Source organism: Alkalilimnicola sp. S0819 (assembly GCF_009295635.1).
GTDB lineage: Bacteria > Pseudomonadota > Gammaproteobacteria > Nitrococcales > WHIW01 > S0819.
This window is the reverse complement of the sequence record NZ_WHIW01000004.1, coordinates 74,003-86,332: the sequence shown is the minus strand read 5'-3', so window position 1 is coordinate 86,332 and position 12,330 is coordinate 74,003. Positions and strand designations below refer to the sequence as shown.

15 protein-coding genes are annotated in these 12,330 nt (G+C 69.7%); 4 read left to right on the top strand and 11 right to left on the bottom strand.

The window, feature by feature from the left end:
- Positions 1-15: 15 nt before the first annotated feature.
- Positions 16-693: a tRNA (adenosine(37)-N6)-threonylcarbamoyltransferase complex dimerization subunit type 1 TsaB gene (gene tsaB, locus GBG68_RS04760; protein ID WP_152145695.1), complete on the top strand. Its 678-nt coding sequence runs from the start codon at positions 16-18 to the stop codon at positions 691-693.
- On the opposite strand, the gene GBG68_RS04755 is transcribed toward tsaB, so the two are convergent.
- From GBG68_RS04755 to GBG68_RS04730, 6 genes are all read right to left on the bottom strand, one after another.
- Positions 666-1,478: a metal ABC transporter permease gene (locus GBG68_RS04755; protein ID WP_152145693.1), complete on the bottom strand. Its 813-nt coding sequence runs from the start codon at positions 1,476-1,478 to the stop codon at positions 666-668. The two genes, tsaB and GBG68_RS04755, sit on opposite strands and share 28 nt — an antisense overlap.
- Positions 1,472-2,044 carry an ATP-binding cassette domain-containing protein gene (locus GBG68_RS04750; protein ID WP_152145691.1) on the bottom strand — a complete coding sequence of 191 codons (573 nt, stop codon included), beginning with the start codon at positions 2,042-2,044 and terminating at the stop codon, positions 1,472-1,474. Before GBG68_RS04750 ends, GBG68_RS04755 begins: the two co-directional genes overlap by 7 nt.
- The gene (locus GBG68_RS04745; protein WP_152145688.1) at positions 2,041-2,934 is read right to left on the bottom strand and encodes a metal ABC transporter substrate-binding protein; all 894 of its coding nucleotides are present in this window, start codon (positions 2,932-2,934) and stop codon (positions 2,041-2,043) included. Before GBG68_RS04745 ends, GBG68_RS04750 begins: the two co-directional genes overlap by 4 nt.
- Positions 2,935-2,946: 12 nt before the next feature.
- Positions 2,947-4,326 carry a TonB-dependent receptor gene (locus GBG68_RS04740; RefSeq protein ID WP_152145686.1) on the bottom strand — a complete coding sequence of 460 codons (1,380 nt, stop codon included), beginning with the start codon at positions 4,324-4,326 and terminating at the stop codon, positions 2,947-2,949.
- 124 nt (positions 4,327-4,450) lie between these two features.
- Positions 4,451-4,753: a hypothetical protein gene (locus GBG68_RS04735; protein ID WP_152145684.1), complete on the bottom strand. Its 303-nt coding sequence runs from the start codon at positions 4,751-4,753 to the stop codon at positions 4,451-4,453.
- Positions 4,750-5,661, bottom strand: a complete 912-nt coding sequence (locus GBG68_RS04730; protein ID WP_152145682.1) for a zinc ABC transporter substrate-binding protein — start codon at positions 5,659-5,661, stop codon at positions 4,750-4,752. The genes GBG68_RS04735 and GBG68_RS04730 overlap by 4 nt, the downstream gene beginning before the upstream one ends.
- A gap of 112 nt (positions 5,662-5,773) precedes the next feature.
- Between GBG68_RS04730 and GBG68_RS04725 the strand changes: the two genes are divergently transcribed.
- The 3 genes from GBG68_RS04725 to GBG68_RS04715 are packed head-to-tail and all read left to right on the top strand — an operon-like array spanning position 5,774 to position 7,777.
- A complete protein-coding gene (locus GBG68_RS04725) occupies positions 5,774-6,271 on the top strand; it encodes a Fur family transcriptional regulator (protein ID WP_152145680.1) in 498 nt (165 codons plus the stop codon).
- On the top strand, positions 6,268-6,996 hold the full coding sequence (locus tag GBG68_RS04720; RefSeq protein ID WP_152145678.1) for a metal ABC transporter ATP-binding protein: 729 nt from the start codon (positions 6,268-6,270) through the stop codon (positions 6,994-6,996). Before GBG68_RS04725 ends, GBG68_RS04720 begins: the two co-directional genes overlap by 4 nt.
- Positions 6,989-7,777, top strand: a complete 789-nt coding sequence (locus GBG68_RS04715) for an iron chelate uptake ABC transporter family permease subunit (protein WP_152145676.1) — start codon at positions 6,989-6,991, stop codon at positions 7,775-7,777. The genes GBG68_RS04720 and GBG68_RS04715 overlap by 8 nt, the downstream gene beginning before the upstream one ends.
- A 42-nt stretch (positions 7,778-7,819) precedes the next feature.
- Here the strand turns inward: GBG68_RS04715 and GBG68_RS04710 are convergent, their stop codons facing one another.
- The 5 genes from GBG68_RS04710 to GBG68_RS04690 all read right to left on the bottom strand — a co-directional run bounded on the left by GBG68_RS04710 (position 7,820) and on the right by GBG68_RS04690 (position 12,137).
- The gene (locus GBG68_RS04710) at positions 7,820-8,443 is read right to left on the bottom strand and encodes an ABC-type transport auxiliary lipoprotein family protein (RefSeq protein WP_152145674.1); all 624 of its coding nucleotides are present in this window, start codon (positions 8,441-8,443) and stop codon (positions 7,820-7,822) included.
- Between the two features lie 9 nt (positions 8,444-8,452).
- A complete protein-coding gene (locus tag GBG68_RS04705; protein ID WP_152145672.1) occupies positions 8,453-9,379 on the bottom strand; it encodes an MlaD family protein in 927 nt (308 codons plus the stop codon).
- Positions 9,379-10,143, bottom strand: coding sequence for an ABC transporter ATP-binding protein (locus GBG68_RS04700; RefSeq protein WP_152145670.1), 765 nt, complete (start codon positions 10,141-10,143; stop codon positions 9,379-9,381). Before GBG68_RS04700 ends, GBG68_RS04705 begins: the two co-directional genes overlap by 1 nt.
- Positions 10,143-11,195, bottom strand: a complete 1,053-nt coding sequence (locus GBG68_RS04695; RefSeq protein WP_226801647.1) for an MlaE family ABC transporter permease — start codon at positions 11,193-11,195, stop codon at positions 10,143-10,145. The genes GBG68_RS04700 and GBG68_RS04695 overlap by 1 nt, the downstream gene beginning before the upstream one ends.
- A gap of 126 nt (positions 11,196-11,321) precedes the next feature.
- Positions 11,322-12,137 (bottom strand): tetratricopeptide repeat protein, encoded by an 816-nt coding sequence (locus tag GBG68_RS04690; RefSeq protein ID WP_152145666.1) that lies wholly within the window; start codon positions 12,135-12,137, stop codon positions 11,322-11,324.
- Between the last annotated feature and the right edge of the window lie 193 nt (positions 12,138-12,330).

Below are 12,330 nucleotides of genomic sequence, written 5' to 3'. Positions count from 1 at the left end.
CGAGCCGAAGACGCCGTGACCCAATCTGTACTGCTCGCCCTGGATACCGCCACCGAAGCCTGCTCCGCCGCGCTCAGCGTGGGCGGCGAGACCCGGGAGCGTTACGCCCTGATGCCCCGTGGCCATGCCGAGCATGTGCTCGCCATGGTGCGGGAACTGTTGGCCGAGGCCGAGTTGACGCTTGCGCAGGTGGACCTTCTGGCCTTTGGGCGGGGCCCCGGCTCCTTCACCGGCGTGCGCATCGGCGCCGGGGTGGCCCAGGGCCTGGCCTACAGCGTGGATCTGCCGGTGGCGCCCGTATCCACCCTGGCCATGCTGGCCCAGGGCGCGGCCCGCGCCCATGGCGCCGAGCGGGTGCTGGCGGCGGTGGATGCGCGCATGGCGGAGGTGTACTGGGGGGCGTATCGGCTGCGCGAGGGCGTGATGGAATTACTGGGCGAGGAGCGGGTCCTGCCGCCCCAGGCGGCCGCGCTGCCGGAAACGCCGGGCTGGTTCGCCGCCGGCACCGGCTGGGCTCGCTACCCGGAGGAGCTGGGGCAGCGCTTCGCCGGTCGCCTGGGCGGGGTCGACGGCGAGGCCCTGCCGCGCGCCCTGGACGCGCTTCCGCTGGCCGCCCGGCTGCGTGACGCCGGCGCGCTGGTGGGCGCCGCCCAGGCCTTGCCGGTCTATCTGCGCGACCGGGTGACCCGGTAAAGCAGCTCCCGCAGGCCCAGCACGGCGGTGCTCAGCACCAACAGGCAAGCCACCAGGGTGGGGCCGAAGGGCTGATCCGCCCCCAGCGCCAGAACGAAGGCCAGCAGATAGGCGCCGACGCCCAGCGCCGGGCTCAGCAGCAGCGCCGCGCGCCAGCCCGGTGCCAGCACGAAGGCCAGCCAGGCCGGGATGAACACCAGCGCGAAGGCGGCCATCAGACCGACACTGCCGGTGGCGAGCGCCAGCGCCGCGGCGCTGAGCAGGTCGAAGGCGCCGTGCCAGCGCCAGGCGGGGCGGGCGTTGGCGCGATCGCCCTCGGGCAACAGTTGCGCCCGCAGCAGGCGCCGGTTGAGCCAGGGCAGCAGCGCGAGGCTCAGCAGGGTGGTCGCTGCCATGGCCCGCAATTGCCAGTCGGCGACGAAGTACAGTTGGCCGTCGATCAGCGCATGGGCCAGCTCTTCCCCCAGTGCCGTATTGGCCGCCAGCAACAGGGTCAGGCTCCAACCGGCAAGTATCATCAGCCCATAGCCGCTGTTGCCCCGCAGCCCGGCCACGGCCTTGCCCAGGGCGGCGAGCAGCGCGCCCGAGGCCGAGGCCAGTGGGGCGGGCAGCTGCGCGGCGAGCCCCAGCAGGGCTCCTGCCGCGGCCACATGGGCAAGGCCCAGGGCTGCCAGCCACTCCTCCCGCACGCGCAGCCAGCAGCCGAGCACCGACAGCAGCAATGCACAGCACAGTCCGGTGAGCAACGGCGTGGTGAACAGCGGATCCAGTACCAGTCTCAGCATGTCGTCAATTCCACGATCCGCTCGCAGCTGCGCTCCAGGAACGTCCGCTGATGGCTGACCAGCAGCACGCCACGATCCGGGTGCTCGCGGGCGAGCAATTGTTCCAGCTCGGCCTGCCCGTCCGGGTCCAGGTTGTTGGTGGGCTCATCCAGCAGTACCAGTTCCGCGGCTCCACCCAGGGCGGCGCACACGGCGAGCAGCTGGAACTGCCCGCCGCTGAGCCGGTCGATGCGGGTGTCCAGCCGTGCCTGCAGGGAGGCGGGCAGCATGGCCAGGGCGTTTTCCGCATCCAGGTAGCGCAGATACTCCCGGGCCCGCAGGGGCAGCCCCGGCGGGCGGATCGGCTGCTGGCGCTGGTAGGCGATGCGGCTGCCCGGCGCGCGCCAGAGCCGCCCCTGGAACACCTGGGCCTGGCCGAGCACGGCGTGCAGGGTGGTGGACTTGCCGCAGCCGTTGGGGCCGGTCAGGCCCACGGTCTCGCCGGCACGCAGGCTGAGGCTGACCGGTGCGCTGAGCGGCGCGCGGTAGCCGGCGCGCAGCCTTTCCAGTCGCAGCAGTTCCCTCACTCGGTGCTCCCCAGGGCTCGCACCCACTGGTCGATGAGGCGGAAATAGGCCTGCGCCCCTTCATCCGCCGGCGGATAGGCCGGGACTTCCCGGGCGTCCCAGCCCAGGGCTCGCGCGAGGCGCTGCGGGGCCGCCGGTGACTGGTAGCCGTGGTAGAGCACCACGCCGTCCCGCCCCCGCAGCGCGTCGATCAGCTCCCGCAGATGGCGGCCGGTGGGGGGCACGCCGGGCACCGGTTCCAGCAGCCCGAGCAGGGGCACCTCGAAGCGGGCCAGCAAATAATCGGCGTTCTTGTGATAGAGCACCGCGCCGGGCGCGCCTTGCAAGGCCTCGCGCCAGCGGGGCAGGCGCTGCGCCAGCGCCTGCTTGAAGGCTTCGGCCCGGGCCAGATAATACTCCGCGCCTTGCGCATCCAGCGTGGCGAGCCGCGCGGCCAGGGCTTCGGCCACCCGGGCGTAGCGCAGAGGGTCCAGGCTGAAGTGGGGATTGCCTTCCGGGTGCACATCGCCCAGGGCACGATCGGCCGCGACACCCACATCTCGCAGGCTCACCTGGGCAGAGGCGTTGAAATTCCCCGCTCGGCCTTCGCGGATGGCCGGATTGGCGGCCCCGTCCATGGCCGCTGGCAGCCAGCCCTGTTCCAGCCCCGCTCCCGTGTGGATCAGCAGGTCGGCACCGCGCAGGGCCCGCATCATCCCGGGCCGTGCCACCAGATAATGGGGGTCGCGGTCGGCGGGGGCGAGCACCTCCAGGCTCACGCGCTCGCCGCCGATCTCCGCGGCCAGCAGGCCCATGTCGGAGGTGCTGGCCACCACCCGCAGCTGGGCGGCGGCGGGGAGGCTCAGCAGCAGGGCCAGTGACAGCGTGGCCTGTTTCAGGATTCGTCTCATGGGGGGTACTCCTTAGAAACTGTGGGCGCCGTGGCTGCCCAGGCTGTGCTGATACTGCAGGAACACCTGGTTGAACCGCTCATCGCCGTGTTCGGTGGCGATCTTCGCGCGGCTCAACTGCAGGCGCAGTACGGAGAACTCCGAGGGGCGGAAGCTCAAGGCCAGCGAGGCGCGCCGGGAGTCGTTCAGGTCCTCGTCGCCCACCTCGTTGCGCAGGCCCAGGGCGGAATACCGCGCGCCCAGTTGCCAGCGCGGGGCGATGCCGTAGGTGCCCTGAAGGTAGAAGGCGTCCTGGCGGGCGCGGTGGCGCTCGCCCAGTTCCGCGGGGTCGTCCGCTTCGACGATGCGCAGGTCCTTGTCGCGGTACAGATACTCCGCCTGCAGCTTGAAGTCTCCTTGGCCGTAGGCGTGGGGCGCGTCGTAGCGGTACACCCAGTCGGTGCCGGCAAGCCAGGCGTCGCCGTCCAGCAGTTCGTGGTGGCCGCCGTGCTCGTGGGCTTCCTGGTGCTGGCGACTGTAGGCGGCGAACAGGCCGATCTGCAGGGCATGTTCGTAGCCCAGATTCGGCGAAAACTTGACGAAGGCGGTGCCCAGGCGCGGCCCGCTCTTCTCGTCATGGCCCTCCAGCGCACCGAAGCTTTCATGATCGCCCTGCAGGGCCTCCACGCCGAAGCGGGTGTACCAGGGCCAGTCCGGCACCCAGCTCAGTTGCAGGCCGGTGTCGGCCAGGCCGTGGTCGCCGAGCAGCCCCCGGTAGGCCAGGTTCTGATCGACGAAATCCCAGCTGTGGTGGTGTTGGCTGTTGTTGTACCCGATGCCGCTGAGGAACTTGCCGCCCTTGAGGGTCAGGCCCGCGGGCAGGTTGCGGGTGGCCGCCCAGGCTTCCTCCACGGCCACATCGCCATCTTCGCTGATCCCCAGATACAGGCTGGCGTCGAAGTACGGGTCCACAGAGGCAGAGAAGGCAATCTCGGTTTCGCCCAGGGAGAAGCCGGGCGCTAGATCGTGGCCGTGAGCATGGCCGTGATTGCCGTGGCCGGTGTGGAAGCCCGCGGCCTCGCCGATGGCCGCGGCGCCGTGACCATCGGCGCTGTCGTCGTAGTAGCGACCATCGAGAATGACCGAGAGTTGGGGGTTGAAGCGTTGTAGCGCGGAGCCCGGCTGGCCTGCGGCCGGTGGGCGCTCCGCGCGGGTCTCTAGCGGTTCCCGCCGCGCCTGTTCGGTCTGCAGGGCGTTGATGCGTTCTTCCATGCGGCGCAGTTGCGCCTGGTGTTGTTGCTCCAGTCGGCGCATTTCCGCGCGCAACTGTTCCAGTGCCTCATTGTTGTTGGCGTGGGCGCTCAGAGGCTGGGCGGCCAGCAGGGCCGCCAGGGTCAATGCCTGGGTCTTCATGATCTTGCCTGTCTCAAACTGGGGCCGCGCGCAGGGGGCATGAAGCCCGCTCGCCGCGGAGGCCCAGAGGATCCGTGGGGCACCGATGCGCCGCTTGCGGGCGCAAATCAGGCCATGGAAAGGTTCAGCTTGAGAGGGAAGGCGGGGCGCGGGCCTGCGCGGGCTGGCGCGGGCTGGCCCACGTTATCGTGATCGGCTGGGAGGCTGGTTCAGCGAAATACGGGGGTGTGGCGGGGGTCAGCGCCGCCGGCGTGCCGCCGGCCTTGCTGCCCGCCTGGTGCAGGCAGAGCTGGCAGTCGACCTGGGCGTGTAGCGTGCCGTCCTCATGGGAGTGGGCGAGCAGCAGGAGCTGGCCCAGGGTGAGCGCCAGGGCCAGCAGCAGCGTGCTCAGTGTGCTCGCCGTGGGTTTGCGCGGCCCGCGGTTCATGGCGACGGCTGAGCCCCCAGGCAGGCGTGCATGGAAGCGGCCAGGCCGTCGAGCAGCTGGAACCAGCCCTGGGGGGCCGCCGGCAAATCCGCGCCCAAGGGGTCCAGCGTCGCCACCCGCGCTTGGGTGGCGCGCACCAGGGTGTCGATGAGGGCGGGGCGGAATTGGGGCTCACTGAACACGCAGACGACGTTGCGGTCGACGATTTGCCGACGTATCTCGGCCACCTGACGGGTGCCGGGAACGCGCTCGGGGCTCAGGGTGATGGCGCCGACCATGTGCAGGCCGTAGCGCCGGGTGAAGTACCCGTAGCCGTCGTGGAATACCACGAAGGGGCGATGGCGCAGGGGTTCCAGGCGGCGTTGCAGGCGAGCATCCAGCGCGGCGATGTCCGCTTGTTGCTCGCGGGCGTTGGCGCGGTAGCGCTCGGCATGAACGGGGTCCAGATGCGCCAGGCGGTCCGCCAGCGCCTGGCTGATCAGCGCGGCATTGTCGGCGTCCAGCCAGATATGCGGGTCGATGCTGCCGTGGTGGAGATGTTCGCTGTCACCGAGCGCGCCGCCATCGTGTTCGCCGCTCTCGGCCAGTGTCATGCCCGGCACATGAGCCAGATCCAGCACCGCCGCCCGGTTGGCCAGCGTAGCCAGGGGCTTGTCCAGAAAGCGCTCCAGTGCCGGCCCGACCCGCACCACCAGATCCGCATCGTGCAGGGCTTGCGCCTCCCGCGGGCGCAGAGCGTAGGTGTGCGGCGAGGCGGCGCCGTCGATCAGCAGCCGCGGCTCGGCAATCCCCGCCATGACCCCCGCCGCCAGGCTGTGCAGCGGCTTGATACTGACCACCACCCGTGGCGCGGCCAAGGCCGGCAGGCAGCAGAGCAGCAGGATGAGGGCGATGAACACGCGGGCCATGAAAGCGCTCCGGCTGGGTTGGGAAGGGCAAAATGTTATAACATTACGTTTTGTTTCCACAAGAGTGGCGGATCAGTGTCCCCCAAGCCGGAGATCTGCCGGGGTGTATCGCATGAGTCAGGATCTGAAAGTGCTCAGCGCCTTTCACGGTAGCCGTCACGACCACGCACGCTGCGTGGACGGTGCGCTGGCCGCCGCCGAGAGGCTTTGTCGCAGCAGGAATCTGCGCCTTACCGCCCTGCGCCGGCGGGTGCTGGAACTGGTCTGGAGCAGTCATGGGCCGGTGAAGGCCTATGAGTTGCTGGAGCGCTTGGGCGAGGAGCGCGGCCGGGTGGCGCCGCCCACGGTGTATCGGGCGCTGGATTTTCTTCTGGCCGAAGGGCTGATCCACCGGCTGGAATCTCTCAGTGCCTATGTGGGTTGTGGTGATCCGCGTCATGCCCACCAGGGGCAGTTTCTCATCTGCCGGCAGTGTCATACCGTGGCTGAACTGGATGACCCCGAGCTCAATCAGGTGTTGTTGGCGACGGCCAGCGGCCTGGGCTTCGCGGCGGATCAGACGACGGTGGAACTGAGCGGGCTGTGCGCTCGCTGCGGGGACGGTCGATGAGCGTGCTGCTGGAGACCCGGGGCCTGCACCTGAGTGCCCGTGGTCGGACCCTGCTCACCGATGTGAATCTGAGCCTCGCCGAGGGCGAGATCATGACCCTGGTGGGGCCGAACGGTTCGGGCAAGTCCACCCTGCTCAAGGCGTTGGTGGGGCTGCGTCATCCCCGTCGGGGAATGGTGCGGCGCGCACCGCATTTGCGCGTCGGTTATGTGCCGCAGCATTTTCAGGTGGACCGTAATCTGCCCCTGTCGGTGGGGCGTTTTCTGGGGATCGGCATGAAGGCGGCCCAGGTGCATGCGGTGGCGCTGGAGGTGCGCATCGGGCATCTGCTGGAGCGGCCCATGCAGGTGCTTTCCGGCGGCGAGTTGCGCCGCGTGCTGTTCGCCCGCGCCTTGTTGCGCCGCCCCAATCTGCTGGCGCTGGACGAGCCGGCGGCGGGGCTGGATCTGCATGGCCAGGGGGAGATGTACCGCCTGATCGAACAGGCCCGGGAGCTGCGCGGCTGTGCGGTGGCGCAGATCTCCCACGATCTGCACCTGGTGATGAAGGCCAGCGACCAGGTGGTGTGCCTGGCCGAGGGGCATGTGTGCTGTTCCGGCACCCCGGACACGGTGCGGGATTCCAGTAGCTACCAGGCGCTGCTCGCACCGGGCGAGGCGATTTTCCATCACGACCCTCACCAACATCATCACCACCACCGACCGGGAGCCTCGGGTCATGGATGATTTCCTGCTGCGCGCGCTGAGCGCCGGTCTGGGGCTTGCCCTGGTGGCGGGGCCGCTGGGCAGTTTCGTGGTCTGGCGGCGCATGGCTTACTTCGGCGACACCCTGGCCCATGCGGCCCTGCTGGGGGTGGTGAGCGGCTTTCTGCTGGGCTTGAATCTGAACCTGGGCGTATTGCTGATCTGCGTACTGGTGGCGGTGCTGATGGTGGGCCTGAAGCGGCGTCGCTCGCTGGCCGATGACACGCTGCTGGGCATCCTCTCGCACAGTTCGCTGGCGCTGGGACTGGTGGCGCTGGGGTTCATGGAGACCCTGCGGGTGGATCTGATGGGCTATCTGTTCGGCGATATTCTGGCGGTCAGCGACCGGGATCTGTGGTGGATCGCGCTGGGTGGGCTGTCGGTACTGGGGGCACTGGCCTGGATCTGGCGGCCGCTGCTGCTGCTCACCATCGACGAGGAACTGGCGGTGGTGGAAGGGGTGCGCCCCTGGCGGCTGCAACTGCTGTTCGCCGCCATGATCGCCGTAGTGGTGGCCATCGCCATGAAGATGGTGGGCGTGTTGTTGGTGACTTCGCTGCTGATCATCCCCGCGGCGGCGGCCCGGGCCTTCGCCCGTTCCCCGGAACAGATGGCCGCCCTGGCGGCGCTGATCGGCTGCCTGGCGGTGCTGCTGGGTCTGGCCGGCTCCTGGTGGTGGAATCTGCCCAGTGGACCCGCCGTGGTGGTGGCCGCCGCGGGCATGTTCTTCATCAGCAACCTGGCCGGGCGGGTGCGCGCCTGAGCTCTGCGCTGCGCCACGCCCATACCAAAGAGGGGCTGAAGCTCAGTCGCCGTACCGGTCTTTCGGCAATTCCCGGGGCAGGTTCTCGTCCAGGAACACCAGCAGCTCCTCGATGACCGCCCGCAGTGCCCGGCTCTGGGCCTGCACGCCGGCCGCGGGCCCCTCGCCCTCGGCGGGGCTGCTTGCCTGGAAGCGGTCCGCGGCCAGCACTTCCGCGCCGCGGCGCAGCAGCCGCGCGGCCACCACCAGTTCGCCGCGCATGGGTGTCTCGGCGTATTCATGGCTGAGCCGCAGAAGCTGGAGTTCCAGCCGATAATCATGGCGCACATACCCCTCCCGCTGGAGGACGGTTTCGGTCAGCGCGGCCGGCTCCAGGCTCTCCACCACCGCGGCCCGCAGCATCTCGGCGGGTGAGGAGGCCCACTGGCTGGCGGCGTAGTAGCGGATCTCGTGGGGGTTATGCCGGTAAGCCATGCGGCGTTGATCATAGGCGCTGTTGCCGGCGTTGCTGTCCACCAACAGAACCCCGGGGCGCCTCTCGCCGGCGCTGAATTCGGCATCCGCCGGCAGGGTCAGCAGAAAGCTGCGCTGGGCCGGCGGTGTCTCGGGCAGGCTGGAGCAGCCGGCGAGCAGCAGTACCAGAACAAGGCAGAGCAGGCGGGGCATGCGGTTCTCCTATTCGCCCGGGCCGGGCTTGGGGCGCGGTCGGCCGTAGATCAGCAATTGCGGATTGTCGTTGAGCTCATCGCCCAGCCGCCCGAGGTTCACCGAGAGTTCGTCGATGCGCGCCAGCACCGCGTCCAGGCGGGGCAGGGTGGAGCGGGTGAGCCGGTTCATGCCGCGCTCGCCACTTTTCGCGAAGCCGCTCACGTTCTCGCCGGCCTGGTTGAGGGTCTGCTTGAGTGCCAGGTATTCCGCGACCAGCGTGTCCAACTCGGCCATCAGCCCGGGCAGGCGCTCGCCGGCGCGGGCGGCGTCGGCGCTGAGGCGCTCGGCGTTGCGCAGGGTGCGGCTGAGGGTTTCCCGCTCATCGCGCAGGGTGGCGCTGAGCTGGCGCAGGTTTTCCAGTGTGTCACTGAAGCGCGCGATATTCTCGCCACTGAGCAACTGGTCCAGCCGCCCGCCGATATCCTCCAGCGCTGACAGCCCGTCGCTGAGCGCCTGGTCTACCCGTGTCATCAACGAGGGGTCGGTCTGCAGCTCCGGGTAGGGGGGGTGCGGGTCGGTGGAGGGCAGGGCGGGGGAGCGCGGGTCGCCGCCGCTCAGCTCCACATGGGCCAGGCCGGTCAGCCCCTGCACATCCAGGCGTGCCCGGGTATCCACCTTGATGGGCGTGTCCGCCTCAACCTCCAGCAGCACATGGACGCGGTTGGGGTCTGCGGGGGCCAGCTCCACCACGGCTACCCGACCCACGCGCACGCCGTGGTATTTCACCGCGGCGTCCCTGTTGAGCCCCGAGACCGATTCGGTGAAGTAGACGCTGTAGCGCTTGTAGCTCTGGGTGCTGATATCGCTGCCCAGCCACAGGCCCATGGCCAGCAGCGCTGAACCCAGTGCCAGCACGAAAGCGCCTACGGCGGTGTAACTTGCGCGCGGTTCCATCAGCCCTCCTCTGCGCGACGGCCCCGGGGGCCGCTGAAGTAGTCCTGAATTTCCGGCTCCGGTGAGCGGGCGAGTTCCGCCACCGGGGCTACCGCCAGCAGGCGCCCCGCCCCCAGGAAAGCGATCCGGTCGGTGACTCGCCACAGGGCATCCACGTCGTGGGTGACCAGCAGCACGGTCAGGCCCAGCAGCTCCCGCAGCTCCAGTATCAGCTCATCGAAGCCCGCCGCGCCCACCGGGTCCAGCCCGGCGGTGGGCTCGTCCAGGAACAGCACCGCCGGGTCCAGGGCCAGTGCCCGGGCCAGGGCGGCGCGCTTGACCATGCCCCCGCTGAGTTCGCCGGGGAACTTGTTGGCGGCTTCCGGTGGCAGGCCGGCGAGCCGCAGCTTGATCATGGCCAGCTCCCGAATCAGCGCCGGGCCGAGCCGGGTATGCTCGCGCAGGGGCAGGGCGATGTTCTGCAGCACGTTCAGCGAGGTGAACAGGGCGCCGTTCTGGAACATGACCGCCAGCCGCACGCGCAGGGCGCGCAGGGCATTGCCTCGGCGGCCCTGCACCGCTTCGCCCAGCAGCTCGATCTCACCCCCCGCGGCCGGGTGCAGCAGCGCCAGGGTGCGCAGCAGAGTCGTCTTGCCGCTGCCACTGCCGCCGACGATGGCCATGACCTCGCCCCGGTGCACCTCCATATCCAGCGCGCTGTGCAGGGTCTTGCCCCCCACCCGCGTGCTCAGCCCCCTGGCGCGTATGATCGCTCGCCCGTCCATCAGATCCCCAGCGTGCGAAACAGCACCGAGAACAGCGCGTCGGTGACGATCACCAGAAAGATTGCCTGCACCACGCTGCGGGTGGTGCCCCGGCCCACTTCCTCGGCGCTGCCGTTGACCCGCAGCCCATTGAAACAGCCCACGGTGACGATGATCGCGGCGAAGATGGGCGCCTTGATGATGCCCACCCAGTAGGCGCTGTGATCCAGCGCCACCGGCAGGCGGCCGAGGAATTCCCGGTAAGCGATGTCGAACCAGGCCTGGGCCACCAGCATGCCGCCGATCAGCCCGAGCAGGTCGGCGAAAACCGTGAGCAGCGGCAGGGCGATGAGCAGGGCGATGAACTTGGGCAGCACCAGCATCTCGGTGGGGGTGATGCCCAGGCTGCGCAGGGCGTCCACCTCGTCGGTGATCTTCATGGTGCCCAGCTGTGCGGCATAGGCCGACCCGGTGCGCCCGGCGACCACGATGGCGGTGACCAGCGGCGCCATCTCCCGCAGCATGGTGATGCTGAGCAGGTCCACCAGGTAGATATTGGCGCCGTAATCCTGCAGCGGGCCGCCGCCCTGGTAGGCGATGACCACGCCCATCAGGAACACCAGCAGGCCGACAATGGGCAGGGCGTCCAGCCCGGCACGGTGAATGTCGTTGGTGATCTGGCGCCAGCGCAGGGTATGGGGGCGGAGCAGCCGCGGCAGGCTGTCGGCGGCGGACTCGCCGATGAACTGCAGCAGGGCGGCGGATTCCCGGGCAACGGTGACGGTGGCGCGGCCCAGGTGCTCCAGCAGGCCGGGGCCCGGGGTCTCGGCGGGTGCTTGTTCCGGTTCCACGGTCTGGAGCAGCGCCAGCAGGCGGGATTGTTCCGGATGCAACCGCAATTCCGCCCCACCCAGGTGCTGGCGCAGTTTCAGCAGCAGCAGCGCGCCGGCACTGTCCAGTGCGCGGGTGTCGCGGGCATCCACCGTCCATTCGCCCGCCTGTGCGCCCAGCTCCCCCAGTTGGCGCTCTACCGAGTGCAGCAGAGGCGCGCGCCACTCCCCGTGGCACCGCACGCGGCGGGCGGCCCGGTTCAGGGTGAAATGAGGGCTGCTGCTGGAAATGGCCGGTGCTCCTTGGCGGCAGTCACGGGCCCAACTATAACGTGATCGGAGGGGAGATACTTCCCCCTGCCTCGGGGGTCAGCGCCCGGCCAGGGCCGGGCCCAACTGGCCGGCGGCGAGCCGCTGGGCCTCGGCGATCTGTGCCGGAGACATGCGCGCGGCGATGCCATCGCGCAAGCGGGCCGCGGCGCTCAGGCCGCCCGCCGCGGCGAGATTGGTCCACATATGGGCGCGCACGTAGTCCTGTGTCACCGCGCGGCCGCGCAGGTGCATCAGCCCCAGCAGCAGCTGGGCGGTCGGATGGTTCTGGGCGGCGCCAAGGCGTGCCCAGTACAGGGCCTGGGCCGGGTCGGCCGGCACCCCCTTGCCGAAGTGATAGAGCTGGGCGAGCAGGGCCTGGGAGGCGGCTTCACCGGCCCGTGCCGCGGGGAGTGCCCAACGGGCGGCGAGGCCCGGGTCCGGATCCACGCCGCGGCCGTGGTAATAGCTGAGCGCCAGCAGGTTCTGGGCGCTGTGGATGCCCTGTTCCGCGGCGGCCCGGGCCCAGTACACGGCGAGCCCGTCGTCCTGCTCCACGTAGTAACCCTGGGCATGGAAGCCGGCGAGCAGCCCCTGGGCCGGGGCGTCACCCGCGGCGGCGGCCTGTTTGGCCCAGTGGGCGGCCAGGCGCGGATCCCGGGGCAGGCCCTCGCCACGCAGATACATGAAGGCCAACAGCCCTTGAGCCGTGCCTTGGCCGGCGTCGGCGAGACTCTGCAGGCGCTCGGCTGCAAGGGTGTAGTCGCCCGCCTGGTAGGCTTCCAGGCCTTCACGCAGACGGTCCAGGCTCTCCGCGGCCCGGGCGGGCGCGTGGAGCAGCACACTGATCAGCAGCAGGCAGATGAGGCGAGACATAACCGAATCCCTGGTTGATCTCCCTCGCGCGCAGCTCGGCCGGCGGTGGGGCGGTGGGCCACGAAGACGGTTTCATGGCGGCGCCAGCCTTGGGCGGCTTCTGCGGCAGGGTTTGTGGTGTTGTTGCGAGTTTTTGACACTGGGGGCCTGGGGCAGGATCTTCAAGAGTCCGGGCACCAGGCCAAAAAAGAAA

What these genes read in the sequence shown, in the direction of transcription:
- GBG68_RS04705 (WP_152145672.1), bottom strand. Translation starts at nt 9,379, where the DNA reads ATGGAACCGCGCGCAAGTTACACCGCCGTAGGCGCTTTCGTGCTGGCA.
- GBG68_RS04755 (WP_152145693.1), bottom strand. Translation starts at nt 1,478, where the DNA reads ATGCTGAGACTGGTACTGGATCCGCTGTTCACCACGCCGTTGCTCACC.
- GBG68_RS04725 (WP_152145680.1), top strand. Translation starts at nt 5,774, where the DNA reads ATGAGTCAGGATCTGAAAGTGCTCAGCGCCTTTCACGGTAGCCGTCAC.
- GBG68_RS04745 (WP_152145688.1), bottom strand. Translation starts at nt 2,934, where the DNA reads ATGAGACGAATCCTGAAACAGGCCACGCTGTCACTGGCCCTGCTGCTG.
- GBG68_RS04700 (WP_152145670.1), bottom strand. Translation starts at nt 10,143, where the DNA reads ATGGACGGGCGAGCGATCATACGCGCCAGGGGGCTGAGCACGCGGGTG.
- GBG68_RS04715 (WP_152145676.1), top strand. Translation starts at nt 6,989, where the DNA reads ATGGATGATTTCCTGCTGCGCGCGCTGAGCGCCGGTCTGGGGCTTGCC.
- GBG68_RS04710 (WP_152145674.1), bottom strand. Translation starts at nt 8,443, where the DNA reads ATGCCCCGCCTGCTCTGCCTTGTTCTGGTACTGCTGCTCGCCGGCTGC.
- GBG68_RS04720 (WP_152145678.1), top strand. Translation starts at nt 6,268, where the DNA reads ATGAGCGTGCTGCTGGAGACCCGGGGCCTGCACCTGAGTGCCCGTGGT.
- GBG68_RS04690 (WP_152145666.1), bottom strand. Translation starts at nt 12,137, where the DNA reads ATGTCTCGCCTCATCTGCCTGCTGCTGATCAGTGTGCTGCTCCACGCG.
- GBG68_RS04740 (WP_152145686.1), bottom strand. Translation starts at nt 4,326, where the DNA reads ATGAAGACCCAGGCATTGACCCTGGCGGCCCTGCTGGCCGCCCAGCCT.
- GBG68_RS04730 (WP_152145682.1), bottom strand. Translation starts at nt 5,661, where the DNA reads ATGGCCCGCGTGTTCATCGCCCTCATCCTGCTGCTCTGCTGCCTGCCG.
- GBG68_RS04735 (WP_152145684.1), bottom strand. Translation starts at nt 4,753, where the DNA reads ATGAACCGCGGGCCGCGCAAACCCACGGCGAGCACACTGAGCACGCTG.